This is a genomic window from Sulfitobacter sp. KMM 9851 (genome assembly GCF_057178245.1).
Window position 1 is genome coordinate 82,974 of the sequence record NZ_CM169991.1, and the last position, 25,823, is coordinate 108,796.

28 protein-coding genes are annotated in these 25,823 nt (G+C 59.4%); 21 read left to right on the forward strand and 7 right to left on the reverse strand.

The features are described from left to right. Positions 1 to 48: 48 nt before the first annotated feature. Positions 49 to 1,275: an argininosuccinate synthase gene (locus AC1965_RS00410; RefSeq protein ID WP_483885338.1), complete on the reverse strand. Its 1,227-nt coding sequence runs from the start codon at positions 1,273 to 1,275 to the stop codon at positions 49 to 51. 124 nt (positions 1,276 to 1,399) lie between these two features. Between AC1965_RS00410 and ilvA the strand changes: the two genes are divergently transcribed. Both ilvA and AC1965_RS00420 read left to right on the forward strand, forming a co-directional pair. Next, a complete protein-coding gene (ilvA, locus tag AC1965_RS00415) occupies positions 1,400 to 2,632 on the forward strand; it encodes a threonine ammonia-lyase IlvA (protein WP_483885339.1) in 1,233 nt (410 codons plus the stop codon). A gap of 9 nt (positions 2,633 to 2,641) precedes the next feature. Beyond that, on the forward strand, positions 2,642 to 3,448 hold the full coding sequence (locus AC1965_RS00420; RefSeq protein WP_483885340.1) for an SDR family NAD(P)-dependent oxidoreductase: 807 nt from the start codon (positions 2,642 to 2,644) through the stop codon (positions 3,446 to 3,448). Here AC1965_RS00420 and AC1965_RS00425 read toward each other — a convergent pair. Further along, positions 3,436 to 3,777, reverse strand: coding sequence for an Hpt domain-containing protein (locus tag AC1965_RS00425; RefSeq protein ID WP_483885341.1), 342 nt, complete (start codon positions 3,775 to 3,777; stop codon positions 3,436 to 3,438). The two genes, AC1965_RS00420 and AC1965_RS00425, sit on opposite strands and share 13 nt — an antisense overlap. A 145-nt stretch (positions 3,778 to 3,922) precedes the next feature. Between AC1965_RS00425 and AC1965_RS00430 the strand changes: the two genes are divergently transcribed. Then, positions 3,923 to 5,209 (forward strand): PP2C family protein-serine/threonine phosphatase, encoded by a 1,287-nt coding sequence (locus tag AC1965_RS00430; RefSeq protein WP_483885342.1) that lies wholly within the window; start codon positions 3,923 to 3,925, stop codon positions 5,207 to 5,209. On the opposite strand, the gene AC1965_RS00435 is transcribed toward AC1965_RS00430, so the two are convergent. Next, positions 5,197 to 5,634 carry an NUDIX domain-containing protein gene (locus AC1965_RS00435; RefSeq protein ID WP_483885343.1) on the reverse strand — a complete coding sequence of 146 codons (438 nt, stop codon included), beginning with the start codon at positions 5,632 to 5,634 and terminating at the stop codon, positions 5,197 to 5,199. The two genes, AC1965_RS00430 and AC1965_RS00435, sit on opposite strands and share 13 nt — an antisense overlap. 77 nt (positions 5,635 to 5,711) lie before the next feature. Between AC1965_RS00435 and hslO the strand changes: the two genes are divergently transcribed. From hslO to AC1965_RS00470, 7 genes are all read left to right on the forward strand, one after another. Next, positions 5,712 to 6,698, forward strand: a complete 987-nt coding sequence (hslO, locus tag AC1965_RS00440; protein ID WP_483885344.1) for an Hsp33 family molecular chaperone HslO — start codon at positions 5,712 to 5,714, stop codon at positions 6,696 to 6,698. Continuing rightward, on the forward strand, positions 6,691 to 7,287 hold the full coding sequence (locus tag AC1965_RS00445) for a CoA pyrophosphatase (protein ID WP_483885345.1): 597 nt from the start codon (positions 6,691 to 6,693) through the stop codon (positions 7,285 to 7,287). The genes hslO and AC1965_RS00445 overlap by 8 nt, the downstream gene beginning before the upstream one ends. After that, positions 7,263 to 8,441, forward strand: coding sequence for a CCA tRNA nucleotidyltransferase (locus AC1965_RS00450; protein ID WP_483885346.1), 1,179 nt, complete (start codon positions 7,263 to 7,265; stop codon positions 8,439 to 8,441). Before AC1965_RS00445 ends, AC1965_RS00450 begins: the two co-directional genes overlap by 25 nt. A gap of 170 nt (positions 8,442 to 8,611) precedes the next feature. Beyond that, on the forward strand, positions 8,612 to 10,450 hold the full coding sequence (locus AC1965_RS00455) for an ABC transporter ATP-binding protein (RefSeq protein ID WP_483885347.1): 1,839 nt from the start codon (positions 8,612 to 8,614) through the stop codon (positions 10,448 to 10,450). Next, on the forward strand, positions 10,447 to 12,279 hold the full coding sequence (locus AC1965_RS00460; protein ID WP_483885348.1) for an ABC transporter ATP-binding protein: 1,833 nt from the start codon (positions 10,447 to 10,449) through the stop codon (positions 12,277 to 12,279). The genes AC1965_RS00455 and AC1965_RS00460 overlap by 4 nt, the downstream gene beginning before the upstream one ends. A gap of 37 nt (positions 12,280 to 12,316) precedes the next feature. Next, complete coding sequence (locus AC1965_RS00465; protein ID WP_483885349.1) at positions 12,317 to 13,540, forward strand: class I SAM-dependent RNA methyltransferase; 1,224 nt, start codon at positions 12,317 to 12,319, stop codon at positions 13,538 to 13,540. 135 nt (positions 13,541 to 13,675) lie between these two features. Beyond that, positions 13,676 to 14,176 (forward strand): L,D-transpeptidase family protein, encoded by a 501-nt coding sequence (locus AC1965_RS00470; RefSeq protein WP_483885350.1) that lies wholly within the window; start codon positions 13,676 to 13,678, stop codon positions 14,174 to 14,176. A gap of 27 nt (positions 14,177 to 14,203) precedes the next feature. Here AC1965_RS00470 and dalA read toward each other — a convergent pair whose 3' ends face one another. After that, on the reverse strand, positions 14,204 to 14,710 hold the full coding sequence (gene dalA, locus AC1965_RS00475; RefSeq protein ID WP_483885351.1) for a divisome-associated lipoprotein DalA: 507 nt from the start codon (positions 14,708 to 14,710) through the stop codon (positions 14,204 to 14,206). Positions 14,711 to 14,877: 167 nt separating this feature from the next. Here dalA and AC1965_RS00480 point away from each other — a divergent pair, with 167 nt between their 5' ends. Further along, positions 14,878 to 15,489, forward strand: a complete 612-nt coding sequence (locus AC1965_RS00480) for a L,D-transpeptidase (RefSeq protein ID WP_483885352.1) — start codon at positions 14,878 to 14,880, stop codon at positions 15,487 to 15,489. A gap of 140 nt (positions 15,490 to 15,629) precedes the next feature. Continuing rightward, positions 15,630 to 15,812, forward strand: a complete 183-nt coding sequence (locus AC1965_RS00485) for a hypothetical protein (protein ID WP_483885353.1) — start codon at positions 15,630 to 15,632, stop codon at positions 15,810 to 15,812. Between the two features lie 125 nt (positions 15,813 to 15,937). Here the strand turns inward: AC1965_RS00485 and hemH are convergent, their stop codons facing one another. Next, the gene (gene hemH / locus AC1965_RS00490) at positions 15,938 to 16,984 is read right to left on the reverse strand and encodes a ferrochelatase (RefSeq protein ID WP_483885354.1); all 1,047 of its coding nucleotides are present in this window, start codon (positions 16,982 to 16,984) and stop codon (positions 15,938 to 15,940) included. Positions 16,985 to 17,055: 71 nt separating this feature from the next. Next, positions 17,056 to 17,922, reverse strand: a complete 867-nt coding sequence (locus AC1965_RS00495) for a methyltransferase domain-containing protein (RefSeq protein WP_483885355.1) — start codon at positions 17,920 to 17,922, stop codon at positions 17,056 to 17,058. On the opposite strand from AC1965_RS00495, the gene AC1965_RS00500 reads away from it, so the two are divergent. The 4 genes from AC1965_RS00500 to AC1965_RS00515 are packed head-to-tail and all read left to right on the forward strand — an operon-like array spanning position 17,889 to position 20,208. Beyond that, positions 17,889 to 18,632 carry a ComF family protein gene (locus tag AC1965_RS00500; protein ID WP_483885356.1) on the forward strand — a complete coding sequence of 248 codons (744 nt, stop codon included), beginning with the start codon at positions 17,889 to 17,891 and terminating at the stop codon, positions 18,630 to 18,632. The genes AC1965_RS00495 and AC1965_RS00500 overlap by 34 nt on opposite strands. 36 nt (positions 18,633 to 18,668) lie before the next feature. Further along, positions 18,669 to 18,926: a glutaredoxin 3 gene (gene grxC / locus AC1965_RS00505; RefSeq protein ID WP_483885357.1), complete on the forward strand. Its 258-nt coding sequence runs from the start codon at positions 18,669 to 18,671 to the stop codon at positions 18,924 to 18,926. Then, on the forward strand, positions 18,926 to 19,771 hold the full coding sequence (locus tag AC1965_RS00510; RefSeq protein WP_483885358.1) for a carbon-nitrogen hydrolase family protein: 846 nt from the start codon (positions 18,926 to 18,928) through the stop codon (positions 19,769 to 19,771). Before grxC ends, AC1965_RS00510 begins: the two co-directional genes overlap by 1 nt. Then, positions 19,768 to 20,208, forward strand: coding sequence for a MarR family winged helix-turn-helix transcriptional regulator (locus AC1965_RS00515; RefSeq protein ID WP_483885359.1), 441 nt, complete (start codon positions 19,768 to 19,770; stop codon positions 20,206 to 20,208). Before AC1965_RS00510 ends, AC1965_RS00515 begins: the two co-directional genes overlap by 4 nt. Here AC1965_RS00515 and ubiG read toward each other — a convergent pair. Next, on the reverse strand, positions 20,205 to 20,951 hold the full coding sequence (gene ubiG / locus AC1965_RS00520) for a bifunctional 2-polyprenyl-6-hydroxyphenol methylase/3-demethylubiquinol 3-O-methyltransferase UbiG (protein ID WP_483885360.1): 747 nt from the start codon (positions 20,949 to 20,951) through the stop codon (positions 20,205 to 20,207). The two genes, AC1965_RS00515 and ubiG, sit on opposite strands and share 4 nt — an antisense overlap. Before the next feature lie 48 nt (positions 20,952 to 20,999). Between ubiG and pip the strand changes: the two genes are divergently transcribed. The 5 genes from pip (at position 21,000) to AC1965_RS00545 (ending at position 25,814) form a co-directional block, all read left to right on the forward strand. Continuing rightward, complete coding sequence (gene pip, locus AC1965_RS00525) at positions 21,000 to 21,971, forward strand: prolyl aminopeptidase (RefSeq protein ID WP_483885361.1); 972 nt, start codon at positions 21,000 to 21,002, stop codon at positions 21,969 to 21,971. Continuing rightward, the gene (locus AC1965_RS00530; RefSeq protein WP_483885362.1) at positions 21,968 to 22,834 is read left to right on the forward strand and encodes an ABC transporter substrate-binding protein; all 867 of its coding nucleotides are present in this window, start codon (positions 21,968 to 21,970) and stop codon (positions 22,832 to 22,834) included. The genes pip and AC1965_RS00530 overlap by 4 nt, the downstream gene beginning before the upstream one ends. 139 nt (positions 22,835 to 22,973) lie before the next feature. Further along, a complete protein-coding gene (gene rimP, locus AC1965_RS00535; protein WP_483885363.1) occupies positions 22,974 to 23,552 on the forward strand; it encodes a ribosome maturation factor RimP in 579 nt (192 codons plus the stop codon). Next, entirely contained in the window at positions 23,553 to 25,172 is a 1,620-nt protein-coding gene (gene nusA, locus AC1965_RS00540; protein ID WP_483885364.1) for a transcription termination factor NusA, read from the forward strand. 21 nt (positions 25,173 to 25,193) lie between these two features. Beyond that, positions 25,194 to 25,814 (forward strand): RNA-binding protein, encoded by a 621-nt coding sequence (locus AC1965_RS00545; protein ID WP_483885365.1) that lies wholly within the window; start codon positions 25,194 to 25,196, stop codon positions 25,812 to 25,814. The last annotated feature ends 9 nt before the right edge of the window (positions 25,815 to 25,823 follow it).

Consider the following 25,823-nt stretch of genomic DNA (forward strand, 5'->3'; position numbering starts at 1 on the left):
CCCCGAGGGTATTTGAGAAAGGATGAAGGAGGGAGTGTGCCCCGAGCTTCAGCCCTTGAGCCGCTTGTCGCGGGCGGCGAGCAGTTTCAGGCGCAGGGCGTTCAACTGAATGAACCCTGCGGCGTCCTTCTGATCGTAGGCGCCGGCGTCATCTTCGAAGGTTACATGCGCTTCGGAATAGAGCGAATGTTCGGACCAACGGCCAACAGTACGGGCATGGCCCTTGTACAATTTCAACCGCACGGTGCCGGTGACATGGGTCTGGCTGGCGTCGATTGCCGCCTGTAGCATCAGGCGTTCAGGGCTGTACCAAAAGCCGTTATAGATCAGTTCCGCGTACTTTGGCATCAGTTCGTCCTTGAGGTGCATCGCACCACGGTCAAGCGTGATGGATTCAATCCCGCGGTGCGCCTCAAGCAGCAGCGTGCCGCCCGGCGTTTCGTAAATACCGCGTGATTTCATGCCGACAAAACGGCCCTCAACCAGATCAAGACGACCACAGCCGTGCTTGCCGCCCAGCTCGTTCAGCTTGGTCAGGATCGTGGCAGGCGACATTGCCTCGCCGTTGATGCTTACGGCATCGCCGCGCTCAAACCCAATTTCCACGTATTCGGGCGTGTCCGGCGCGTCTTCTGGGCTGACGGTGCGCTGATAGACGTAATCTGGGGCATCCACGGCGGGATCTTCCAGCACTTTGCCTTCGGACGAGGTGTGCAGCAGGTTCGCATCAACCGAAAACGGTGCTTCGCCGCGTTTGTCCTTTGCGATCGGGATCTGGTTTTCCTCGGCAAAGGCCAGCAGTTTGGTCCGGCTCGACAGGTCCCATTCGCGCCAGGGCGCGATCACCTTGATGTCGGGGTTCAGCGCGTAGGCAGCCAGTTCAAAACGGACCTGATCGTTGCCCTTGCCTGTGGCACCGTGAGCCACAGCATCAGCGCCGGTTTCTTCTGCGATCTCAACCAGACGTTTGGAAATCAGCGGCCGCGCAATGGATGTGCCCAGCAGGTACAGCCCTTCGTAGACTGCATTGGCGCGGAACATTGGGAAAACGAAATCGCGCACGAATTCCTCGCGCACATCCTCGATATAGATATTCTCGGGGGCAATCCCCATCAGTTCGGCTTTTTTGCGGGCCGGTTCCAGCTCTTCGCCCTGGCCGAGATCAGCAGTAAAGGTCACCACCTCGCAGCCGTATTCGGTTTGCAGCCATTTCAGGATGATCGACGTATCAAGGCCGCCGGAGTAGGCGAGCACAACTTTTTTGGGCGCGGACATGAGGGGTTCCTTTCCAGTTCGTTAAGCGAGGTATCGGGTTTTGTGAACGCGGGCAAGATTAAGCCTGCGTTGACCTGCCGCAGTTGCAGGCCTATCGACGATAAAGCGACAGTGGAGAGCAGAGATGACCGACGAATTTGCGACACAGGCACAGGCGGCGGCGCAGGCGATGCGGGCAGTTTTCCCTGCCACGCCCTTGATGCGAAACGAACATCTGTCGGAACGGTTTGGGGCGGATATCTGGCTCAAGCGCGAGGACCTTAGCCCGGTGCGGTCGTACAAGCTGCGCGGGGCGTTCAACGCCATGCGCAAGGTCATTCCTGGCCAATCGGTGTTTGTCTGCGCCTCGGCGGGCAACCACGCGCAGGGTGTTGCCTTTATGTGCAGTCATTTCGGGGTGCGCGGCGTGATTTTCATGCCGGTGACAACGCCACAGCAGAAAATCCAGAAAACCCGCATCTTTGGCGGTGAAAACATCGAAGTGCGTCTGGTGGGTGACTATTTCGACAAGACCTTGTCGGCAGCGCAGGCGTTTTGCACCACCGAGGGCGCGCATTTCCTGTCGCCCTTTGATGATGACGATGTGATCGAAGGTCAGGCATCGGTCGCAGTTGAGATCGAGGCACAGTTGGGCCGAGTCCCCGACCACGTGATCCTGCCGGTGGGCGGTGGGGGGTTGTCGTCGGGTGTCGTCAGCTACTTCGGCGACCAGTGTCGTTATACCTTTGTCGAACCCTCGGGCGCGCCCAGCCTTGCGCGGGCGTTGGAGGCGGGGGCGCCTGTCGACGTGTCACCGATCAACAGTTTTGTCGACGGTGCGGCAGTCGCCAAGATTGGCGCGCGCACCTTTGCGCGGCTGCGCAATGTGAACCCGTCAGATGTAATCGACCTGTCAGAGGATCGTATCTGTGTCACAATAAACGAGATGCTGAATGTCGAAGGGATCGTGCTGGAACCTGCCGGAGCGCTGTCGATCGACGCGCTGAGCGAGGTGGCCGATCAGATCAAAGGCAAGACGGTTGTCTGCGTCGCCTCGGGTGGGAATTTCGATTTTGAACGGCTGCCAGAGGTCAAAGAGCGCGCGCAGCGCTATTCCGGGATCAAAAAGTATTTCATCTTGCGGATGCCTCAGCGCCCCGGCGCGCTTAAGGAGTTCCTAAATATTCTGGGGCCGGAAGATGATATCTGCCGGTTTGAGTATCTCAAAAAATCGGCCCGCAACTTTGGTTCGGTACTGATCGGTATCGAAACACGCAGCCCCGAGAATTTCGATCCCTTCCTGCGGCAGGTCAAAGACGCGGGGTTTACCTTTACCGACATCACCAATGATGAGACGCTGGCGCAATTCGTTTTGTAGGAGCGCGCGATGAACTTTGCTGACAGGTCGGTCGTAATTACCGGAGGTGCGAGCGGCATTGGCGCGGCCCTGGCGCATGCGGCAGCGGCCAAAGGCGCGCGGGTTTGTATTGCAGACTTGGACGCTAGTCGGGCGCAGGCCGTGGCAGAGGCGATCGGTGGTTGTGCAATTGCCTGCGATGTGCGGCACGAAGACGATATTCAGGCCGCGATCCACTTCGCTGAAAAAGCCAGCGGTCCGGTCGACATATTTGTCTCTAACGCGGGGCTTGGGCGAGGCCAACCGGATCACGCGGCGTCGGCCAGCGATGCGGAGTGGTTGCTTAACTGGCAGGTGCACGTGATGGCCCAGGTCCACGCCGCGCGCGCGTTGCTGCCTGCCATGATCGCGCGCGGGTCAGGGCATCTGGTTAATGTGGCGTCGGCGGCCGGGTTGCTGAACCAGATCGGTGATGCCGCCTATTCTGCGACCAAACACGCCGCGGTCAGTTTTGCGGAATCGCTGGCAATTACCCACGGTGCTGACGGGATCAAGGTTTCGGTGGTTTGTCCGCAGTATGTTGCGACACCCCTATTGGGGCTGAGTGATGCGGATGCACAAGGGTCACTGCTGACAGCGCATCAGGTTGCGCAGGCTATCGTCGAGGGGGTGGAGGCAGACCGTTTTCGCATCTTGTCGCATCTGGCTGTGCACGACTACGCGGTGCAGCGTGCGCAGGACCATGACCGTTGGATCACCGGTATGCAGATGCTGCGGGCAAGGGCGCTTGAAACCCACGGACACGCCCGCGCCGAGGCGTTTTTTCAATTGGTCTGAGCGGCCAGACGCGCGGGGAGGTCGGCCAGGAATTCGGTTTTTGACTGGTGGTAGCAGGCCAGCACGGCTTGCACGTCGACCGCCGTTGCCTGACCGTTGGCAGACAGGGTTTCGCCCGTCTGGCACAGGGCAGAAAAGTCGACAAACCCAAGACTCAATGCGCTGCCTTTCAGAAAATGCAGATCTTCCTCCAGGGTCGTGTGATCGTGCCGGTCGCGCAGTCGGTCGGTTAACTCTTCTACCTCTTCGAGGAACAGAGCGACCACCTCGTCAAAATCCTCTGGCCCCACTTCATCCCGCAGAAGCATCACGCGCGCCCAGTCAATCATCGGCAACCCTCCTTTTATGACAGTCTGACGGCGAAGGTTTAACAAGCGGTGCCCAAAGCTGCTGGCTGGGGGATAATTTTGCAGTTCATGTATCGTTAAGTCGCCAGCCGTAGAAGTGGCGGATGCAAGTGGACTTTATTATCCGATGACCCCCGGACTGCCCGATATTCCCTTGCCCGCCGATCTTGACGCGGGCCCGATCAAGACACCCCTTGTCCTGGTCGTTGACGACAGCCGCTTGCAGCTCCGAATCCTGTCCAAGTCACTGGCGCGATGGGGGTATGACGTGATGGAGGCACTGTCGGGCGAGGCGGCGCTGGCCCTGTGTCGGGACCGTATGCCTGATCTGGTGCTCAGCGACTGGATGATGCCGGGCATGTCGGGACTGGAGTTTTGCCACGCCTTTCGCGCGCTGTCGGAGGGGACGTATGGGTATTTCATCCTCCTGACGTCAAAAAGCGACAAGGCCGAGGTGGCGCGCGGGCTGGATTCGGGGGCGGATGATTTTCTGACTAAACCTGTTAACAGCGACGAATTGCGCGCCCGGATCACGGCGGGGGAACGCATCCTGACCATGCAGCGCGAGTTGACTAAAAAAAACCGGCTGATCAGCGACACGCTGGACGAATTGCAACGGGTCCACGACCTGATTGATAAGGACCTGCGCGAAGCCAAGAAGCTGCAACAATCGTTGATGCGTGAACGCTACAAGGAATTTGACCGTGGCAGCCTGTCGATGATGCTGCGCTCCGCGGGGCATGTGGGGGGCGATCTGGTCGGCTACTTTCCGATCCGCGAGGGGCAGGTAGGGCTTTTTGGCATTGATGTGTCAGGGCATGGGATAAGTTCGGCGCTGATGACAGCGCGATTGGCGGGGTATCTGTCGGCCACAGCGCCAGATCAGAATGTCGCGTTGCAGCCAATGGGTGATGGCACCTATGGCGCTCGACCGCCGGGCGAGGTGATCGAAATGCTGAACGATCTGGTGTTGGATGAGATGGACACCGAACACTATTTCACGCTGATGCTGGCGATTGTCGAATTGGATAGTGGCAAGGTGACGATCGGGCAGGCGGGCCATCCACATCCGGTGATCCTGCGCAAGGACGGACTGGTGGAACAGTCCGGCACCGGTGGCTTTCCCGTGGGCCTGTTATCGGGCATTTCGTTCGATCAGTTCGAGGTGCATCTGGCACCCGGTGACAGGTTGCTGATCCTGTCGGACGGTGTGACGGAATGCCCCGATGCCAATGACACGATGTTAGGAGAAGCGGGTCTGGCGCGGATCATGGGCGAGTTACATAAAATCAGCGGCTCAGCCCTGCTTAGCGCGCTGGTCTGGAAGCTATCCGAATTCGCGGGCAGCACCGAGTTTCCCGACGATGTGTCGGGTATCTTGTTTGAATACGCCGACGTGGTTCAGTCGGCGTAGCGTTGCAGGAACATCCGGTCACCGTCGTTGGCCAGTGTTGCAAGGGCTTCATCGGCGGACAGCACCAGCGTTTCATGATGTGGCTCGGTTGGCTCGGCGATCTGGCGGACCGGGTGCGCGACATAGACATGGCATATTTTCCGTGCCCACAGGTCGTACTCTTCCATATAGACAAAGCGCTGAAATGCCCCCAGCCGGCGGGGTCTTGCGATGCGCCAACCGATTTCTTCCATCACCTCGCGATGTAGCGCCTGAATTGGTGACTCGCCTGGATCAATCCCGCCACCGGGCAATTGCACTTCGGGTTGGTTCGCCATTTCAAGCGTCATCAAAAAGCGCCGACCTAACGGCAGAATGGCATAGGCTCCGGGCCGGGCCGTGTACTTTTGCCCCGCCAGCGGGGGGTGCCCCATGCGTCTGATCATATCTTGCCCCTTTATCCATGGGTTGCTGCGCCTATATAGACGCGGTATGCCAAGCGGCCCCCGGTAAGGAAAGCCTAATGACCCAAGGAAATAAAATCGCGTGGGACGATACCGTTCTGCCCTTCCAGCTAGATCACGCTGACATTCGTGGCCGCGTCGCGCGGCTGGATGGCGTGTTGGAGGGCATTCTGGAACAGCACGATTATCCGCCGCAAGTTGAGGCACTGGTGGCCGAAATGGCTCTGCTGACCGCGCTGATCGGCCAAACGATCAAATTGCGCTGGAAGTTGTCGTTGCAGGTGCAGTCCAAGGGCGCTGTGAGGATGATTGCTACAGATTATTACGGCCCCGAGGCCGATGGAAAATCCGCCCGCATCCGCGCCTATGCCAGTTATGACGCCGAGCGCCTGACCGATGCCGCCCCGTTCGAGCAGGTGGGCGAAGGGTATTTCGCGATCATGATTGATCAGGGCAAGGGCATGACCCCGTATCAGGGCATTACGCCGCTGGCCGGTGGGTCGCTGGCCGCCTGTGCCGAGGCGTATTTTGCCCAGTCCGAACAGTTGCCTACCCGCTTTTCGCTGAGCTTTGGTAAATCCTCCGGCCCGGATGAGCCGGAACATTGGCGCGCGGGTGGGATGATGTTGCAGCATATGCCCAAGGCCTCGCCGTTTGCCGCCAAGGGCGAGGGCTCCGGCGAGGTACTGAGCGCAACAGATTTGGTCGATGGAGAAGAGGGCGAAAATTGGCACCGGGTGAATGTCCTGCTGGATACCGTTGACGATCTTGAATTGATTGGCCCCAGCGTGCCACCCACTGACCTGCTGTTGCGCCTGTTTCACGAGGAACAACCCCGCGTGTTTGACGCTCAGGCTGTGCGGTTCGGCTGTACCTGTTCCGAAGACCGCGTGCGTCAAAGCCTGTCGATCTATTCTGCCCGCGACATCGAAAAGATGACAACGGATGATGGACGTGTAACGGCAGATTGCCAGTTCTGCGGGGCGCATTACGACCTTGATCCTGCCGGCGTCGGTTTCGAGGCCAAAGAGGCATCGGGTGAGTGACCAGGTCCAGTCTTTTCGCGCGGCTTTAGCCCAAACCGGGGTCGAATCCTCAGACTTTGACCTGAATCCCGACGTGGTCTTGCCTGAGGGGCGCGTGCTGCGTCCTGCGGGTGTCCTGGCCCCGATCGTTGACGTTGGTGGTCGGCTGGAGCTGATCTTGACCAAACGGTCTTCCGCGCTCAAACATCATCCGGGGCAGATCGCCTTTCCGGGTGGCAAACAGGATGGCGGTGATGCCGATGTGGTTGCCGCCGCTCTGCGCGAGGCCGAAGAGGAAATCGGCCTGCCGCGCGGGATCGTTGACGTGCTAGGCACATTGGCCGCGCATGAAACGGTCACCGGATTTCAGGTAACACCGGTTATTGCCCATGTGACGCAGCCCTTTACCCTAAAGCCCGAACCGGGCGAGGTTGAAGAGGCGTTTTTTGTGCCTTTGGATCACGTGCTTGATCCACAGAACTATCTTGTTCATTCGCGGCGGTGGCGGGGGCAAAGAAGGTATTATTACGCGGTGCCCTACGGACCCTATTACATCTGGGGGGCAACCGCGCGTATGTTGCGCGCATGGGCAATTCGCATGACACAGTGATCCCGGCCACGACAGGCTGGCTTATCGACCCGGCGGCGCAGCGGGTGTGCGGGCTGATTGCCGAAGGCGGGTACAAGATATTCTTTGTCGGTGGTTGCGTGCGCAATGCCCTGATGGGGCTGGCCGACAGCGATATTGATTTGGCGACCGATGCACCGCCCAACGAGGTGATGGCACTGGCCAAGGCGGCAGGGATCAAGGCGGTGCCTACCGGCATTGACCACGGGACTGTGACACTGGTGATCAAAGGCAAACCGTTCGAAATTACGACATTTCGGCGCGATGTGGCCACCGATGGCCGCCGTGCCGTGGTGGCGTTTTCCAAAGACATCGCAGATGACGCGCGGCGGCGCGATTTCACGATGAATGCGCTATATGCCGATGCGGAAGGGCGGGTAATTGACCCGTTGAACGGCTTGCCAGACCTGCGTGCGCGGCAGGTGCGGTTTATTGAGGATGCCGACGCGCGTATCCGCGAAGACTATCTGCGCACACTGCGATATTTTCGGTTTTGCGCGCTCTATGGTGATCCGCAATATGGCTTTGACCCTGACGCACTGGCTGCGATTTCGGCAAATATCGACGGCTTAGAGACGCTTTCCGCGGAGCGTGTCGGGCAAGAGATGCAAAAACTGCTGAGCGCGCCGGACCCTGCGCCTGTGCTGTCGGTGATGCGCCAGACAGGGGTGTTGCCGGCGATCCTGCCGGGGGCGGATGACCGATTTATCGCGGTCTTGGTACACTTAGAGACGGAAATGAACGTCGGGCCAGACTGGCTGCGTCGGCTTGCGTTGCTGGGCGGGTCGGATGTGGCGGGGCGCCTGCGGTTGAGCAAGGCAAACGCGCGGCAACTGGCGCTGTTGCAAGATGTCGGATTTGCGGGCCCCTCATTGCCTGAAGTGGCGTACCGTCACGGGGAAAGCGTCGCGATTTCAGCGATGCTGCTGCGCGCCAGCATGTCTGAGCAGACGCCGAAACCCGCTGTGTTAGAGACAATTATGCGTGCCAGTCAGGCGCGTTTTCCGGTAAAGGCCGCTGATCTGATGGGGGGTTTCCACGGTCCGGCGCTGGGCAAACAGTTGGCGCTGATTGAACAGCGTTGGATTGCGTCTGGCTTCACTCTGGGCCGGGACGATTTGCTGGGGCGGACATGACGGGTCGACAGATGTGCGAAAGTCGGCTATCCCAACGCCAGGAAAACGGAGGAATGCAAAATGTATCGCGGGATCTGGTTCAGCTAAGGCTGTCATAACCAATGCCCCCCTTGTCGGCCCTGTATATGCAGCGCCGGATCATTTTGTGTATTCATTCCAAGGTTCTAACCATGTTCCGTTTTTTCGAAAACCTCGTCGATCCTTATACCCCTTATTCCGAGCAGAACGATCCGCCGCAAAAGCTGTGGCCGTTTCTGCGCGATTATGCCCAGCCTTTCAAAAATGTATTTATCCTGACCGGAGCAATGTCGATTGTCGTGGCGGCGATCGAGATTGGCCTGATTTATTACATGGGTCGTTTGGTGGACCTGCTAGGCACTGATCCCGCACAGTTGTGGGCGACGTATGGCACCGAATTAATTATTGTCGCCCTTTTAGTGATCTTTTTGCGTCCCGTTTTGCAGGGGCTGGATGTGGCGCTGCTGAACAACACGATCCTGCCGAACTTTGGCACTCTGATCCGTTGGCGCGCACATAGGCAAGTCTTGCGGCAATCGGTGGACTGGTTCGAGAACGATTTTGCCGGGCGTATTGCCAACCGGATCATGCAGACCCCGCCAGCAGCCGGCGAAGTGGTGTTTCAGGTGTTTGATGCGATGTCGTATTCGCTGGCCTACGTCATCGGCGCGGCGATTTTGCTGTCGACCTCGGATTTGCGTTTGTTAGTGCCGCTTTTGGTTTGGCTTTTCCTGTATTCGCTGTTGGTGCGCTGGACGATTCAGCGGGTCGGCCCGGCATCCAAAGCAGCCTCTGATGCGCGGTCGCAGGTGACGGGGCGCGTGGTGGATGCCTATACCAATATCCATTCGGTCAAAATGTTTGCACATCACGACCTTGAAGTCGATTTTGCCCGCGAGGCCATCGAGCACGCGCGGCAGACTTTCCAAGCGGAGATGCGGATTTTCACGATCATGGATGTGGTGCTGGTTGCGCTGAACGGTTTGTTGATCGTCGGGATCGTCGGCTGGGCCATGGCACTGTGGATCGCAGGCGAGGCAAGCGTCGGCGTGGTGGCTGCGGCATCGGCGCTGGCGCTGCGGCTTAACGCTATGACGGCCTGGATCATGTGGGCGCTGTCGTCTTTCTTTCGCGAATTGGGTGTGGTGGCTGAGGGAATGGAGACCATCGCGCAGCCCATTGCGCTGGTGGATGAACCCAAGGCGGTGCCGCTTACCCTGACCGACGGCCGGATCGACGTGAAGGGGCTGACGCATCATTACGGGCGCGCATCCGGCGGGTTGCAATCCGTCGATCTGACGGTCCACCCGGGCGAAAAGATCGGGCTGGTCGGGCGCTCTGGCGCGGGTAAATCGACTTTGGTCAAGCTGTTGTTGCGGTTCTACGATGCCGAAGCGGGTAAAATTCTGATCGACGGTCAGGATATTTCGGGGTTGCGCCAGGACAGTCTGCGCCGCCACATCGGCGTTGTGCAGCAGGACAGTTCGCTGTTGCACAGGTCGGTGCGCGAAAACATTCTATATGGTCGCCCCGACGCCACGGAAGACGAGATGATCGCAGCGGCCAAGCAGGCGCAGGCGCATGAGTTCATTCTTGATCTGACCGATCCCGAGGGCAACCATGGCTATGGTGCGCGGGTGGGCGAACGCGGCGTTAAACTGTCCGGCGGCCAGCGGCAGCGGATCACATTGGCGCGCGTCATTCTGAAAAACGCGCCAATCCTTTTGTTGGACGAAGCGACAAGCGCGCTCGACAGCGAAGTGGAGGCGGCGATTCAGGAAACGCTTTACGGCATGATGGAAGGTAAGACAGTGATCGCTATTGCCCACCGACTGTCGACAATTGCCGAAATGGACCGAATTCTGGTTCTGGATCAGGGACGTATCGTAGAAGAAGGGCCGCATGACGCGCTTTTGCAGCGCGGGGGGCTATATGCAGACTTCTGGGGCCGCCAATCCGGGGGGTTCTTGAAAATGGATGACGATACGTGAAGATTTCTGATTGGATCAACCCCTTTGACCCCGCCGATGGGCCGCCGCCGCAGACATTGGGCGCTTTCATGCGCTGGTGCCTGTCCGGTGCCTGGCCAGTGTTATGGCTGGCGGCGTTTCTGTCGGCTGCGGCCGGCGCGATGGAGGCGGGCACGGCCTGGATTCTGGGTCTGGTGATTGACGCCACTGTCACCGCCGGGCCGGATCAGTTCTTTGATGGGCGCAACATGGCGTTGATCCTGGGGGCGGTGGCGTTTTTCCTGGTGGCGCGGCCGATCCTGTTTGGTCTGTCATCGGCGTCAAACGCGATCATGGTGCAGCCGAACGTGAACCCGCTGGTTCTGTCGCGCCTACACCGCTGGACGCTGGGGCAGAATGTTGGCTTTTTCGACGATGATTTTGCCGGACGCATTGCGCAAAAACAGATGCAGGCCGCGCGGGCGGTGACTGAAGTCGCGTCGGAGATGATCAACGTCGTGGCCTTTGCGCTGGCTTCGCTGATCGGATCAGTTGTGCTGCTCTTGGCGATTGATTGGCGTGTCGCACTTGGGTTTTCAGTGTGGCTGGTGCTTTATATGGCACTGATCAACTGGTTCTTGCCGCGCGTTCGACGTCGCGCTGCCAGCCGCGCGGGTGCGCGGGCGATGGTTTCGGGGCAGGTGGTTGACACGATCACCAACATCAAGACGGTCAAACTTTTTGCCCATGCCGATCACGAAGACCGTGCCGCCCTGTCCGCGATGCAGGCATTTCGCAGCCGCGCGTTGGAATTTGGTTATCTCGCCGCCGGGTTTCGGCTGGCGTTGATGAGCCTTGCGGGACTTTTGCCGGTCCTGCTGATGGGTGGTACGATCATGCTGTGGCAGCGGGGCTTGGCCAGCGAAGGTGATATCGTTGCCTCGGGTGCTATTGCGATCCGTATTGCGCAAATGACGGGGTGGGTCAGCTTCACGCTGATGGCGATTTATTCCAATGTGGGCGAGGTCGAGGATGGGATGCGCACCTTGACCCCGCGCACGCGGTTGGACGATGCCCAAGGGGCGCGCGACCTTGTCGTCGAGCGCGGCGAAATCGCCTTGCGCGATCTTGGCTTTGCCTATGGGCGGCAGTCGGGTGGGATCGACGGCATATCACTGACGATCAAACTGGGTGAAAAACTGGGTATCGTCGGCGCATCTGGTGCCGGGAAATCGACGCTGGTTGCTCTGCTGTTGCGGCTCTACGTGCCTGAACAGGGGCGGATTGAGATTGACGGCGTCGATCTGGCAGATGTCACGCAGGAAAGCCTGCGGCGCAATATTGGCATGGTCACGCAGGAAACTGCGATGTTTAACCGGTCGGCGCGCGACAACATTCTGTATGGCCGCCCGAATGCCAGCCCGTCCGAGGTGATTGCGGCGGCGGAACGGGCCGAGGCGCATGAGTTCATTCTGGATCTTGAGGATCACAAGGGCAGGCGCGGCTATGACGCGCATCTGGGTGAACGGGGCGTTAAACTGTCGGGTGGACAGCGGCAGCGTATCGCCTTGGCGCGCGCCATCCTGAAAGACGCGCCGATCTTGGTGCTGGACGAGGCGACAAGCGCGCTCGATAGCGAAGTTGAGGCGGCGATCCAGACCGCACTTGATCGTGTGATGGAAGGCAAGACCGTACTGGCCATTGCGCACCGCCTATCGACGCTGACCGAAATGGACCGCATCGTTGTGATGGACGCAGGGCGCATCGCGGAAGTGGGCAGTCACGGCGAATTGCTTAAGCTTGATGGGCTTTACGCGCGCTATTGGCGACGGCAGTCGGGGGGCTTTCTGGATATGAAGGCCGCCGAATAGGCTTTCGCCGTGCGTGTTAGCGCGGTAAGGGCTGCCTATGACAGAACATGAAATCCTTCGATTGGGTCACCACGGTGACGGTATTGCCGATGGGCCGCTCTTTGCGCCGCTGACCCTGCCGGGTGAGGTTGTCACCGGCGATGTTGATGGGCAGACCTTACGTAACCTGAGAGTTGTGACCCCGTCAGATCAACGGGTGGCGCCGCCCTGCCGCCATTTCAAATCCTGCGGTGGATGCCAACTACAACACGCTTCCGACGCCTTTGTGGCGGACTGGAAGGTCGATGTTGTTCGCACGGCATTGGCGGCACATGGGTTGGAAACGGAATTTCGCCCGATCCAGACGTCGCCACCGCAGTCACGGCGTCGCGCTACCTTTGCCGCGCGGCGTACAAAAAAGGGCGCTATGGCCGGGTTCCATGGCCGCGCATCGGATGTTGTGATCGAGGTGCCAGGCTGCCAGTTGCTGGACCCCGCCGTGATGCGGGGGTTGCCGATTGCGGAACGGCTGGCCGAGATCGGCACCAGCCGCAAGGCGGCGCTGGCGGTAACGGTAACGTCCGCCGAGGAGGGGCTGGACGTGGCCGTGGCCAATGGCAAGCCGCTGGACGGTCCTTTGCGGCAGGTGCTGGCGCAGCTTTGCGACGAAATGGGGCTGGCGCGTCTGTCATGGGACGATGAGGTGATCGCCATGCGCGCGCCCCCGGTACAGCGGTTTGGTGTGGCCCGCGTCACCCCACCTCCCGGTGCCTTTCTGCAGGCCACCCGCCACGGCGAGGCGGCTTTGCTGGCCGCCGTCCAAGACGCAGTGGGTGGCGCGACCGAGATCGTCGATCTGTTCGCCGGCTGCGGTACGTTTTCGCTGCCACTGGCGCAGCAGGCGCGGGTGCACGCGGTCGAAAGTGATGCCGATATGTTGGCGGCACTACAGGCGGGCTGGCGCATGGCGAAGGGGTTAAAGCCTGTCACCACGGCGGCGCGCGATCTGTTTCGCAGACCGCTTTTGCCCGACGAATTGGCCAAGACGCAGGCCGTTGTGATCGACCCGCCCCGCGCCGGGGCAGAAGCGCAGGTGGCCGAGATCATCGCTGCCAAGGTGCCACGGGTGGCCTATGTCTCGTGCAATCCGGTCAGCTTTGCGCGGGATGCACAGGCGATGGTCGCGGCGGGTTACCGGCTGGACTGGATACAGGTGGTGGACCAGTTCCGCTGGTCTGCGCATGTCGAACTGGCCGCTTGTCTGACTTGGCCAGACGCCTGATGCGCAAAGGATTGCCGGTGCCTCTGGGGCACACGGCATGGTGTTCGCTCACCTCTTTTTGAATGAAAAAATCTGAGCTATGTGCTACGGCCAAACAAAACGGCCGGAACGGCCAGGGCTTTAGGGGCAAAAGTAATGAAACGCAGGACATTGATTCTGGGCGGCACCGCATTGGTTACGCTGGGCGCGTGTGGTGGCGACAGCAAATTCAAGCGCTACACCGGACCGGAAGTGACCTATGTGATCGTCAACAAGGCCGAACGCCGGATGATGCTGCTGCACCACAATCGTGTGCTGGAAGACTATAAGATCAAGCTGGGTTTCGCGCCGATCGGACACAAGACATTCGAGGGCGATGGGCGCACGCCGGAAGGGCTGTACCGGATCGACCGGCGCAATCCAAACAGCAAGTTCCACCTTTCCATCGGTATTTCATACCCGAATGAGAATGACGTCGCGGTGGCCGAGTCGATGGGCAAAAAACCCGGTGGGGATATCTTTATTCATGGCCAGAAAGATCCGCTGAGAAAAGACAGCGGCGATTGGACATGGGGCTGTATTTCGGTGACCAACAAGGAAATCGAAGATGTTTACGCGATGGTACGTGACGGCACGCCCATCGCGATCAATCCCTAAGGGCAGACAGGGCAGCGACCGATCAGGTCAGCTGCCCATCACCATTGTCCACCAGATTTTGCCGCCGGTTTCCTGATACCACGAAAAACCCATTGTGGTCGCTTCGCCTGACATGAGCACGCGGCGGGTATCGGGCTGTTCCATCCACGCGGCCAGCGTCTCAAGTTCTGTCTCGTAGGTTTCCGAAATCACTTCGCCGATAAGGCCACCTGTGTAGCCGACGCGCTGAATGCGGTCGATCGGAGAAGACCCGTCAGAGCCAAAGTGCCAAGGGCGGTTCTGCACCGACATATCGCGCGAATGGGTCGCAGCGGCGGCGTTCAGTTTAGAATCGAGTTGCACCTGAGCAACCCCGGCAGAAGCACGCAGTGCATTGACCGAATCAAGCATACGGAACTGAATTTTCCCGGCGTCGGCGCGGCTGATGCGATACACTTTGCCCTTGGATTTTCCATCGGGGCCAGTCGAGGTCGCGGGCACACAGGCAGAGAGTGCGACCGTCAGGGCCAGCAGGATGGACAGGATACGGATCATGGGGTCGCTCCACGCAATTGAATTTTTCCTGCCTTACATCGGCTGGCGTTGCAGTTCAAACGCACATCGGCGTGAGTCTGCCAGATGACGTCGGTTTGATTTGATACTGCGTCTTTCGAGCCATATATAGTAGAGAAATCACATAACTTGCCCCTTGGAGACATCAGATGTCCGCTAACCGATTCTCGATCAAGAGCCGCCGCGGCTTTCTGGCTGGTAGTGCCGCGATGCTGGCAGTGCCTGCGTTGGCGCAGGATACTTCGTCGGTCAACTCTGCCGCCACCACCGAAAACGAACGCGATCTAACAGAAAGCGTTCGTCGCAACGTATCCAGCTTTCGCACTTTGGATTGGCGGCCTTACTTCAGTAATACGCGCAATGGTGCCGTGCTTGTCGATATCGACAGCCGGGCGGTACACTACTGGTCAGAGGATCAGAGCGTCTACAAACTCTATCCGTCGTCCGTGCCACTGACCGAAGAGTTGACGCGCCGGGGTCGTACCCAGGTCGTTCAAAAGGTCGAAGGGCCAAGCTGGCGCCCGACACCCTCCATGCTCGAGCGCAATCCAGAGTGGCCAGAATACATTGGCCCCGGCCCTGACAACCCGCTTGGCACGCACGCGCTGTACCTCAGCTGGACCTATTATCGCATCCACGGAACCCATGACACACGCAAGATTGGCCGTCGTTCCTCCAACGGCTGCATCGGGCTTTATAATGAACATATTCAAGAGCTGTTTGCGATGACCAAGGTCGGAACCCAAGTGTTGCTAATTTGACGACATCCGGGTGATTGTAGGGCGCAATAGCTGAATCCGGGTTTGCAATCTTCCGCTTATGCTGTTTAGAAAGTTCTACGAGGTAAGTCTTGGGTGCGTGTATGTACATGTTACAGCACGCCTATTCTGGAGGTTATGATATGAAGAAACTAGTTCTCGCCGCTGCTCTGTCAGCTGCCGCATCGACAGCATTTGCAGGTTCGCTTGCAGAGCCAATCGTCGAAGCACCAGTCATCGTAGAAGAAGCTGGTAGCTCGTCCTCGGGCATCCTGCTGCCACTGCTGCTGCTGGCCCTGGTCGCTGCTGCTGTTGCTTCCGATTAATCGGTAACGGCTACTAAAACGAAAAAGGCGGTGTTCTGCACCGCCTTTTTTGTATTCTAAAACATGTTTTTCAACATGCCCCGATTTTTCAACATGCCGGCTTTTTTAACATGACTGGCCGGGGTTTACTCCAGCCAGCCGCGCAGGTTCTCCTGGATCACCGCTGACAGTGCTGCGATATGCGCGTCATCGTCGTTGAGACAGGGAATATAGGTGAAAACCTCTCCGCCCGCGTGTTCAAAGCTCTCTTTGATCTCTTCGTTGATCTCTTCCAGCGTTTCGATGCAGTCGGCGGAAAATGCGGGCGCACAGACCGCGATGTTTTTCTTGCCCGCCTCAGCCAGCCGCGCGACCTCTTCTACGGTGTAGGGCTGTAGCCATTCTTCGGGTCCGAATTTTGACTGGAAGGTGGTGATGATCTCGCTGTCATCCCAGCCCAGCCGCTCTTTCAACAGGCGCGTCGTTTTCTGACAGTGGCAATGATAGGGGTCACCTTCCATCAGATAGCGGATCGGCACGCCGTGATACGAACACACCAGAATGTCGGGCCTTTTGTCGGTCGCGGCATAGCTGCGTTCAATGGATTGGGCGAGGGCGTCGATGTAATCGGGGCGGTCGAAATAGGGCGCGACCGTGCGCGCGGCAGGCTGCCATTTTTCACGGGCCAGCGCGGCAAAGAACGCATCGTTCGCTGTGGCGGACGTGGCGCCAGCATATTGCGGGTAGAGCGGGAAAAACAGGATCTTCTGACAGCCCGCTGCCGTCATTTCCGCGACTTTTGACTGGGTGGATGGGTTGCCATAGCGCATCGCAAAATCGACCATGACATCATCGCCATAACGGGCCTGCATAGCGGTTTTGATCTTGGCCGTCTGCGCCTTGGTTATGGTCATCAGCGGGCTTTCGTTCTCCGCCTCGTTCCAGATGGATTTATAGGCAGCACCGCTGGTGAAGGGCCGTTTTGACAGGATTACCAATTGCAGCAACGGCTGCCATTTCCAAGGGCTATAGTCGATCACGCGGCGGTCCGACAGGAATTCGCTCAGGTATCGGCGCATCGACCAGTAGTCATAGCCGTCTGGCGTGCCGAGATTGGCCAGCAGGATGCCAACCTTGGGCCGCGGCAACTTTGGGTGGTTGGATGGTGCGTTTTCGGGTGTGCTGGCCTGCATGCGGAGCTTCCTTGCAACTGGCGTTCTGGGCGACTGACGTTCAGGCTGAAATAGCGGCTTTGGGTCGGGGGTCAATCAGGCAAACGGGTCTCGTCCGTATTCAACGCGGTCGCCAGACGCTGTTGCGCCGATCCGGGGCGCAGCGGTTTGGGTTGGCTTTCGTCAGGTGCCCAACCCGTCAGAAAGATCAGATCGAAGGTCGCGGTGATGCGGCCACTATCGTTTGAAAAATGGGTCTGGTACAGATCTGCGGCCCGTTCGAAAACGGCGCGTGCGGTGGGACGGCGCAAGCGGGAGCTTAGCGCATTGCCCTCGCCCATATGGCGCAAATCGCGCATCAAGTGCCAGGCATCGGTATATTCCACGGTCAATGGCAGGCTATCCGCAACGGGCAAGGCAAAGCCTGCACGTTGTAGCAAACCACCGAGATCGCGCAGTTCGGCCATGGGTGCGATGCGGGGGGACAGACCCCCGGTGACAGCGACTTCGGCCTGCCCCAGACAGCTGCGCAGTTCGTTCAGCGTCTGCCCGCCAAGTGCGACGGCATGACACAGCCCATCCGGGCGCAGTGCGCGCTTGCATTGGATCAACTGGCCGACCGGATCATTGGCCCAGTGCAGCGCCATGGCGTGGATGATCAGATCGTGAGCGGCGGTATCAAGCGGCAGCACCTCGGTATCGGGAATGATCGTCGCAGCGGGCAGCACGTTGGCCCAGACTTCGGGGAAGGCCGCTACAACGGCGGCTGCGGTAAACGACTTGTTAACCATTGCCAGCCGATCCTGGATCTCATCGGCGGCCGCCTGTTGCAGGAACATGCCCTTGGCGGTCGCGCGGGCGCGGCGCTGGGCCAGGGTGTCGAGATCGGTCAGGGCGGGCTGTGCTGTCATATAGGGACAATAGGATGCTGCGGCAGGGACTTCAAACAGCAGTGTCATTGATTTACCCGGCCCGCTGTCTGACCTGTGGCGGGCTGGTCGATAGTGATTTTGGCCTCTGCGGCCCCTGTTGGCGTGATACGCCGTTTCTGGGCGGTCTGGTCTGTGATGGCTGCGGCACGCCCCTGCCGGGTACGGATGCGGTCGGATCTGCGGAGGGCTCACTGCATTGTGATGCCTGTCTCGCCGCGCCGCGCCCCTGGGTGCAGGGCCGGGCGGCGATTGCCTATCGCGATACCGGACGCAAGCTGGTGCTGGCGCTTAAACACGGCGACCGTCAGGAAATTGCGCGGCCTGCGGCAGTGTGGATGGCGCGGGTGCTCAAGGCCATTGTACCCGAACACACCTTGATCGCGCCGGTGCCGCTGCATTGGCTGCGGTTGCTAAAGCGGCGCTATAATCAGTCTGCCCTGCTGGCCAAGGCCTTGGCAGCCGAGACTGGGCAGCCGTGGTGCCCCGATCTGTTGCAGCGCTATCGGCGCACCCGGTCGCTTGATGGCCTTGGGCGCGAGGACCGCTTTGCGGCGGTAGAGCACGCGATACGCGTGCACCCCAAGCGCAGGCACCGGATCATCGGGCGTCCGGTGTTGCTGGTCGATGATGTGCTGACCTCGGGCGCCACCCTCACCGCCACTACAAATGCCTGTCTTGCGGCGGGATCGGGGCCCGTTCGCGTGGTAACACTGGCGCGCGTCCTCAAAGATACCTAAATCTCTTGCAACAGATCAGTTGAAAGAGGCTATACCATGAAACCTGTCGAAATTTACACCTCCCCCTTGTGCGGGTTCTGCCATGCGGCCAAGCGGCTGCTGACGCAAAAGGGCGTTGTCTTTACCGAAATCGATGTGTTGGCGCAGCCAGAGCGTAAGGCCGAGATGATCCAGCGCGCGGAAGGTGGGCGCACGGTGCCGCAGATTTTCATCGGTGATTTCCATGTCGGGGGGTGTGATGATCTCTTTGCGCTTGACCGGGCGAACAAGCTTGATCCGCTGCTGAGCGCGTGATGAAGACCGCCCTGCTGCAGCTAAACGTGAGCGATGACCCGGTGGCGAACCTGCCGCTGACACTGGATATGTTGCAACAGGCGGTGTCGGGTGGGGCGGAATTTGTGCTGACACCCGAGGTAACCAATTGCGTGTCGACCAGCCGCAGCCACCAGCGTGCCGTGCTGGCCCATGAAGAGGATGATATCACCCTCGATGCCTTGCGCGACGCGGCAGCCGAGGCCGGTATCTGGCTGCTGATTGGATCGCTGGCGCTCAAAACAACGGATGCAGATGGGCGATTTGCCAACCGGTCGTTCCTGATCTCGCCTGCCGGCGAGATCGTGGCACGCTATGACAAGATCCACATGTTCGACGTGGACATCAGCGAGACAGAGACTTATCGCGAATCCGCAGGCTACCGGCCCGGCGCGCAGGCCGTCGTTGCCGATACACCGTTTGGCAAGTTGGGCATGTCAGTGTGCTATGACATGCGCTTTCCGATGCTGTATCAAGCGCTTGCCGGGGCGGGTGCGCGCATCCTGACGGTTCCTGCCGCATTTTCGCCCATCACAGGCGCGGCGCATTGGCACACGCTGCTGCGCGCCCGCGCTATCGAAACCGGGTGTTTTGTGTTGGCCCCCGCGCAGACCGGCACCCACCCCAGCGCTACGAACAAGACCCGCGATACCTATGGTCATTCGCTGATCGTGGCCCCCTGGGGCGAGGTGGAATTGGACGCAGGCACAGCACCCGGCGTTTACTTTTGCGATCTGGACATGGAAAAGGGAGATGCCGCGCGCCGCAAGGTGCCGAGCCTCGCCAATCGCCGCCCTTTTGACGCCCCCGATTCGGAAAACGCATGAATGACGACAAGAACACCCTTGCGATCCTGCTGTTCGGCGAGTTGCTGGCAGCGGATCATTCCGTGCGCAGCCGCCTGACACGGATATTGCCGCGTGGCATGGAGATTTCACATTTTTCCGTGCTCAACAGCCTGTCGTGGCATGGCGGCGAACGGTCGCCTGCGCAACTGGCCGAAACATTCAACGTGACGCGCGGCGCCATGACCAACACGCTGAGCAAACTGGAATGGGCTGGCTATGTCCATATCCGCCCTGACTGGGATGATGCCCGGCGAAAGATGGTCGCGATCAGCCCTGCTGGCCGATTGGCCCGTGATGCCGCTATCAACGCAATCACCCCGATGATCAATGCGGTCGTCGACGATCTGGGCGAGGCGCAGGTCCGTGCAACTTTGCCGATCCTGCGTGCCCTGCGGCGCCAGCTTAGCCAGGGTTAGGCGGGCTTTAGGCTGGCGGTGACGTAGTTCACACTTAGGTCACGGTCTGACAGGCGCCATGACCAGGCGATTGGGTTAAACACGAACCCCTTGCGATCCACTGGATCAAGACCAGCCTGCCGCAGCAGATCGAATAATTCGTCGGGGGTGATGAACTTGGACCAATCATGTGTGCCTTTGGGCAACCAGCGCATAACATGTTCAGCCCCGACAATCGCCATCATAAACGATTTGGGATTGCGGTTGATGGTAGAACAGATGTGCAGCCCGCCGGGTTTCAGCAACGTGCGGCACGCGGTCAGATAGCTGATGGGCGAGGCCACATGTTCGACCACTTCCATGTTCAAAACCGCGTCGAATTGTTCGCCCGCCTCGGCCATCGCTTCGGCGGTGGTGTGGCGATAATCAATGGTCAGTCCAGATTGTTCGGCATGAACCCGCGCCACCGGGATATTGCCCTCGGCGGCATCGGCACCCACGACTTCAGCCCCCAGTCGCGCCATTGGTTCGGCCAACAGGCCACCGCCGCAGCCAATGTCGAGGATACGCAGTCCGGCGAAGGGGGCGGGCGATTTCAGATCGCGGTCGAATTCACCGGCAATCTGCCGGGTGATGTAATCCAAGCGGCAGGGGTTGAGCATATGCAGCGGCTTGAACTTGCCATTCAAATCCCACCACTCGGCTGCCATTGCCTCAAACTTTGCGACTTCGGCAGGGTCCACCGTTGATTGATGCGCTTGCATTCTGATCTCCCTATGCTCTTTTGGGTTCAGTGACTATATAGGCCAGCAATGGACAAGTATCCCGACCAAAAACGCGCAACGCAGTATCTTTATCCTCCGTTTGATCCATTTGATCAGCGGATGCTGTCGGTTGGGCAGGGCCATCAGGTCTATGTTGAGCAATGCGGCAACCCCGATGGCATTCCCGTTGTAGTCTTGCATGGTGGCCCCGGCGGCGGGTGCAGCCCGTCTATGCGGCGCTATTTTGATCCGGCGGTTTACCGTGTGATCCTGTTTGATCAGCGCGGCTGTGGGCGGTCGCGGCCCCATGCCTCGGTGGTGGATAACACGACCTGGCATCTGGTGGCCGATATCGAGCTGATTCGCACCACGCTGAAGATTGACCAATGGATGGTGTTCGGCGGGTCATGGGGTGCAACGCTGGCCCTGATCTATGCCCAAAGCCATCCAGAGGCGGTGCGCCACCTGATCCTGCGCGGTGTATTCCTGATGACGCAATCGGAACTGGATTGGTTTTATGGCGGCGGGGCTGGGCGGTTCTGGCCCGAGGTCTGGGCCCGGTTCGAGGAGTTGATCCCACAAGACGAGCGTGATGATCTGATCGAGGCCTATCACCGGCGGTTGTTTTCCGGCGATCTGGCGGTTGAGCAGAAATACGGCCGCGCTTGGGCCGGGTGGGAAAACGCGCTTGCGTCGATCCATTCGACCGGCGGGTCACACGACGGTCCGGCGGGCTATGCCCGCGCCTTTGCCCGGCTGGAGAATCATTATTTCAGCAATGCGGGCTTTCTTGAATTCGACGGACAGATTCTTGAGCATATGGGGCGTATTGCGCATATTCCGGGCATCATTGTTCAGGGCCGCTATGACATGATCTGCCCCCCTGCCGGGGCGTATGAATTGGCCAAACGCTGGCCCAAAGCTGACCTAAAGATGATCCGCAACGCGGGGCACGCGCTGTCAGAGCCGGGGATCAGTGGTGAATTGGTGCGCTGCATGAACGAATTGGCCAAGGCATGACGCGGCGCAATCCCATTCTCGACCGACGGGCGCTATTTGCCACGGGTGCCGCGGCGGCTCTCCTGGGGGCGACGGGCGTTTCGGCCATGGCGGCACCTCGGCGCGGTGGGCGGTTGCGATTGGCCCTATCGGGAGCGGCGCGCGGGGATGATTGGGGTGCCGGTGACGGCCTGTTCATGCAGGTGGCGCGGCAGGGGCTGATCTTTGACACGCTTACAGAAGTGGCGGCGAACGGCATTTTGAAAGGCGAACTGGCGACCGATTGGCACGGCTCCGCCGATGGGCGTCTGTGGCAATTTGATCTGCGCCCAGGCGTAGCTTTTCACGATGGCCGCCCCTTTGGTGCGGCGGATGTGGCGGAGAGCCTGCAATCGGCGTTGGGCGCGGGGGCCGAGATATCGGCGCGCGGTGGGTTGCAGGTGACTGTGCGTTTGCAGGTGGCCAACCCCGACCTGCCGCTGTTGTTGTCGGGGCCGCAATTCGTGATCCGCCCAGCCCATGCGCCGCTGTCGGGGATCGGCACCGGGCTTTACCGCTTGCGGCGCTTTTCCGCCGGGCAGCAAGTGCTGACGGAACGTGTCGCAAGCCATTACAAGGACGGTAGCGCCGGCTGGTTCGACGAAGTGGAGCTGGTGTCGATCCCGGCAGATACGGTGCGGGCGCAGGCGCTGGGCGAATATATGATAGACGCCGCCGACCTGCCTGCGCAGGCGCCATTGCATGATCGCCGAGATGTGGCTGTGCTCCCCCATAGCGGGGGTGGCATAAATGCTGTGTCGGGTGACATTGCCATGCCGATGACGACAGGCCGCCAGCGCCCCCTGGACAACTTGCGCGCGGCAGAGCGGTGGTGGTTTGCCTGACAGGGGTTGCAGATCGGGCTTTGTGGGCGTATATCCCTTTTCAACAGCGGCGCGTTCGGGTCCACACCAAACGCTCCACCGATCTTGAACACGGGCCGCGCGCCCGTTTTTTTGTGCCTAATCGAACCTTGGGATATTCATGTCAAACGATCTGATTGCCAAAGCCGCCATTGACCGCCGCATGGCCGAGATCATCACTCCGGTGATTGAGGATCTTGGCTTTGAACTGGTGCGCGTGCGTCTGATGTCGGGTAAATCCACGACTTTGCAGATCATGGCCGACCGGCCAGATGGCGGGATCGAAGTCGACGAACTGGCCCTGATCAGCCAGGCCATCAGCGCGACACTTGATGTCGAAGACCCGATCTTGGAAGAATATACGCTTGAGGTTTCAAGCCCCGGCATCGACCGCCCTCTGACGCGGTTGAAAGACTTTGACATGTTCGAAGGCTACGAGGCCAAGATCGAAACCGAAGAGTTGATCGAAGGCCGCCGCCGCTTCAAGGGTGAGTTGGCAGGCATCGAGGGTGACGAAGTGCTGATCAACGTCGAAGAGGGCACTATCGGCCTGAAGTTCGAATGGCTGTCAGACGCCAAGTTGGTTCTGACGGATGATCTGATCAAGGAAATGTTGCGCCAGCGCAAAGCATCGGGCGCGATCGACGAAACCAAATTTGATGATATCGAGACTGAAGAGTCCGTCGAGGGAGACACCTAAATGGCCATTACATCAGCAAACCAGCTAGAGCTTTTGCAGACCGCAGAAGCAGTTGCACGGGAAAAGATGATCGATCCCGGGCTGGTGATCGAAGCAATGGAAGAGTCGCTCGCCCGCGCGGCCAAGTCGCGCTACGGCGCCGAGATGGACATTCGCGTCAGCATCGACCGCAAGACAGGCCGCGCCACCTTTACCCGTGTGCGTACGGTTGTCGCCGATGATGATCTCGAAAACTACCAGGCCGAATTCACCGTCGAGCAGGCCAAGCAGCATATGGACGCGCCCGAGATCGGTCAGCAGCTGGTCGAAGAAGTGCCGCCCGTTGAAATGGGCCGGATCGCGGCGCAGTCGGCCAAGCAGGTGATCCTGCAAAAGGTTCGCGAAGCCGAGCGTGACCGCCAGTACGAAGAATTCAAGGACCGCGCAGGTACGATCATCAATGGTCTGGTCAAGCGTGAAGAGTACGGCAACGTCATCGTCGATGTGGGTGCTGGCGAGGCGATTCTGCGCCGCAACGAAAAGATTGGCCGCGAAAGCTATCGTCCGAATGACCGTATCCGCGTCTATATCAAGGACGTGCGCCGCGAGCAGCGCGGCCCGCAGATTTTCCTGAGCCGTACCGCGCCTGAGTTCATGGCCGAGCTGTTCAAGATGGAAGTGCCGGAAATCTATGATGGCATCATCGAGATCAAGGCGGTTGCCCGCGACCCCGGTTCGCGCGCCAAGATTGCCGTGATCAGCTATGACAGCTCGATCGACCCGGTTGGTGCCTGCGTTGGTATGCGCGGTAGCCGCGTGCAGGCCGTCGTGAACGAACTTCAGGGTGAAAAGATCGACATCATTCCATGGAACGAAGACCAGCCGACCTTCCTTGTGAACGCGTTGCAACCTGCCGAGGTTTCCAAAGTTGTTCTCGACGAAGAAGCGGGCAAAATCGAAGTTGTTGTGCCCGAAGAGCAACTGAGCCTCGCCATTGGCCGTCGCGGTCAGAACGTACGTCTGGCCAGCCAGCTTACCGGTCTGGACATCGACATCATGACCGAAGAGCAGGAAAGCCAGCGCCGTCAGGCGGAATTTGAACTGCGCACCAAGCTGTTCATGGACAACCTCGATCTGGACGAATTCTTTGCCCAGTTGCTGGTGTCTGAAGGCTTCTCCAATCTCGAAGAAGTGGCCTACGTCGAAGTGGACGAACTGCTGGTTATCGACGGCGTTGACGACGATACCGCCAGCGAGTTGCAGGCCCGTGCCCGCGACGTTCTGGAAGCGCAGAACAAGGCGGCGTTGGAAAATGCCCGTTCCTTGGGTGTCGAAGACAGCCTGGTTGAATTCGAAGGCCTGACACCCCAGATGATTGAGGCGCTGGCCAAAGATGACGTCAAGACGCTGGAAGATTTCGCAACCTGCGCCGATTGGGAACTGGCCGGTGGCTGGACGACCGTGAATGGTGAGCGCGTCAAGGATGACGGCACGCTGGAACCGTTCGACATGAGCCTTGAAGATGCGCAGTCGATGATCATGACGGCGCGGGTAATGCTGGGCTGGGTCGATCCATCTGAACTGGAGACGGACGACGCCGAAGGTGACGACGACGAAGCCAGCGAGGAGGCCGAGGCCTGATCGCAGGCCTCGGGGACGCTTATGGGACGCGGTGGCGCCTCGCATGACCAACAAGATGGTCCAGATCGCAAGTGCATTGCCACGGGCGAGGTGCAGCCTAAGTATGGGTTGATCCGCTTTGTGGTTGGCCCGGATGATATGATTTTCCCGGATATTCTGGGTAAATTGCCGGGTCGTGGCATTTATGTTGCGGCGGATCGGGCGGCACTGGAATTGGCGGTCAAAAAGAACGCCTTTTCCCGATCGGCCAAGCAGCCGGTCAAGCTGCCTGAGAACCTGGTCGAAGATGTCGAGCAGCTTTTGGCGCGGCGTGTCGTCGATCTGATTTCGCTTCAACGCAAGGCGGGCAAGGCCGTTGCGGGATACGAAAAGGTCAAAGGCTGGTTGCAGACTGAAGAGGCCGAAGTACTAATACAGGCGGTTGATGGATCGGGCCGCGGGAAAAGCAAACTGAGCACGCCGCATTATGGCCATTACATTGGCTGGTTGACCTCAGATGAATTGGGTTTGGCATTCGGACGTCAAACTGTGATACATGGGGCGCTCGCCTCTGGTGGACTCACGCAACGTGTTGTAGAGGAAGCCCAACGACTAAGAGGCGTGCGCGTAAACGAGGGTGGCAACGGCCGCCCGAAAGGATAGACGAGCTAA

Excerpts from the sequence above, each read along its gene's own strand:
- AC1965_RS00465 (WP_483885349.1), top strand. The coding sequence starts at position 12,317 with ATGACAGAACATGAAATCCTTCGATTGGGTCACCACGGTGACGGTATT.
- ubiG (WP_483885360.1), bottom strand. The coding sequence starts at position 20,951 with ATGCAAGCGCATCAATCAACGGTGGACCCTGCCGAAGTCGCAAAGTTT.
- AC1965_RS00470 (WP_483885350.1), top strand. The coding sequence starts at position 13,676 with ATGAAACGCAGGACATTGATTCTGGGCGGCACCGCATTGGTTACGCTG.
- AC1965_RS00545 (WP_483885365.1), top strand. The coding sequence starts at position 25,194 with ATGGGACGCGGTGGCGCCTCGCATGACCAACAAGATGGTCCAGATCGC.
- AC1965_RS00530 (WP_483885362.1), top strand. The coding sequence starts at position 21,968 with ATGACGCGGCGCAATCCCATTCTCGACCGACGGGCGCTATTTGCCACG.
- AC1965_RS00455 (WP_483885347.1), top strand. The coding sequence starts at position 8,612 with ATGTTCCGTTTTTTCGAAAACCTCGTCGATCCTTATACCCCTTATTCC.
- AC1965_RS00435 (WP_483885343.1), bottom strand. The coding sequence starts at position 5,634 with ATGATCAGACGCATGGGGCACCCCCCGCTGGCGGGGCAAAAGTACACG.
- AC1965_RS00450 (WP_483885346.1), top strand. The coding sequence starts at position 7,263 with ATGGGCAATTCGCATGACACAGTGATCCCGGCCACGACAGGCTGGCTT.
- dalA (WP_483885351.1), bottom strand. The coding sequence starts at position 14,710 with ATGATCCGTATCCTGTCCATCCTGCTGGCCCTGACGGTCGCACTCTCT.
- AC1965_RS00480 (WP_483885352.1), top strand. The coding sequence starts at position 14,878 with ATGTCCGCTAACCGATTCTCGATCAAGAGCCGCCGCGGCTTTCTGGCT.
- AC1965_RS00485 (WP_483885353.1), top strand. The coding sequence starts at position 15,630 with ATGAAGAAACTAGTTCTCGCCGCTGCTCTGTCAGCTGCCGCATCGACA.
- AC1965_RS00430 (WP_483885342.1), top strand. The coding sequence starts at position 3,923 with ATGACCCCCGGACTGCCCGATATTCCCTTGCCCGCCGATCTTGACGCG.
- hemH (WP_483885354.1), bottom strand. The coding sequence starts at position 16,984 with ATGCAGGCCAGCACACCCGAAAACGCACCATCCAACCACCCAAAGTTG.
- AC1965_RS00510 (WP_483885358.1), top strand. The coding sequence starts at position 18,926 with ATGAAGACCGCCCTGCTGCAGCTAAACGTGAGCGATGACCCGGTGGCG.
- hslO (WP_483885344.1), top strand. The coding sequence starts at position 5,712 with ATGACCCAAGGAAATAAAATCGCGTGGGACGATACCGTTCTGCCCTTC.
- nusA (WP_483885364.1), top strand. The coding sequence starts at position 23,553 with ATGGCCATTACATCAGCAAACCAGCTAGAGCTTTTGCAGACCGCAGAA.
- AC1965_RS00425 (WP_483885341.1), bottom strand. The coding sequence starts at position 3,777 with ATGATTGACTGGGCGCGCGTGATGCTTCTGCGGGATGAAGTGGGGCCA.
- grxC (WP_483885357.1), top strand. The coding sequence starts at position 18,669 with ATGAAACCTGTCGAAATTTACACCTCCCCCTTGTGCGGGTTCTGCCAT.
- AC1965_RS00500 (WP_483885356.1), top strand. The coding sequence starts at position 17,889 with ATGCTGCGGCAGGGACTTCAAACAGCAGTGTCATTGATTTACCCGGCC.
- pip (WP_483885361.1), top strand. The coding sequence starts at position 21,000 with ATGGACAAGTATCCCGACCAAAAACGCGCAACGCAGTATCTTTATCCT.
- AC1965_RS00420 (WP_483885340.1), top strand. The coding sequence starts at position 2,642 with ATGAACTTTGCTGACAGGTCGGTCGTAATTACCGGAGGTGCGAGCGGC.
- AC1965_RS00515 (WP_483885359.1), top strand. The coding sequence starts at position 19,768 with ATGAATGACGACAAGAACACCCTTGCGATCCTGCTGTTCGGCGAGTTG.
- rimP (WP_483885363.1), top strand. The coding sequence starts at position 22,974 with ATGTCAAACGATCTGATTGCCAAAGCCGCCATTGACCGCCGCATGGCC.
- AC1965_RS00495 (WP_483885355.1), bottom strand. The coding sequence starts at position 17,922 with ATGACACTGCTGTTTGAAGTCCCTGCCGCAGCATCCTATTGTCCCTAT.
- AC1965_RS00410 (WP_483885338.1), bottom strand. The coding sequence starts at position 1,275 with ATGTCCGCGCCCAAAAAAGTTGTGCTCGCCTACTCCGGCGGCCTTGAT.
- ilvA (WP_483885339.1), top strand. The coding sequence starts at position 1,400 with ATGACCGACGAATTTGCGACACAGGCACAGGCGGCGGCGCAGGCGATG.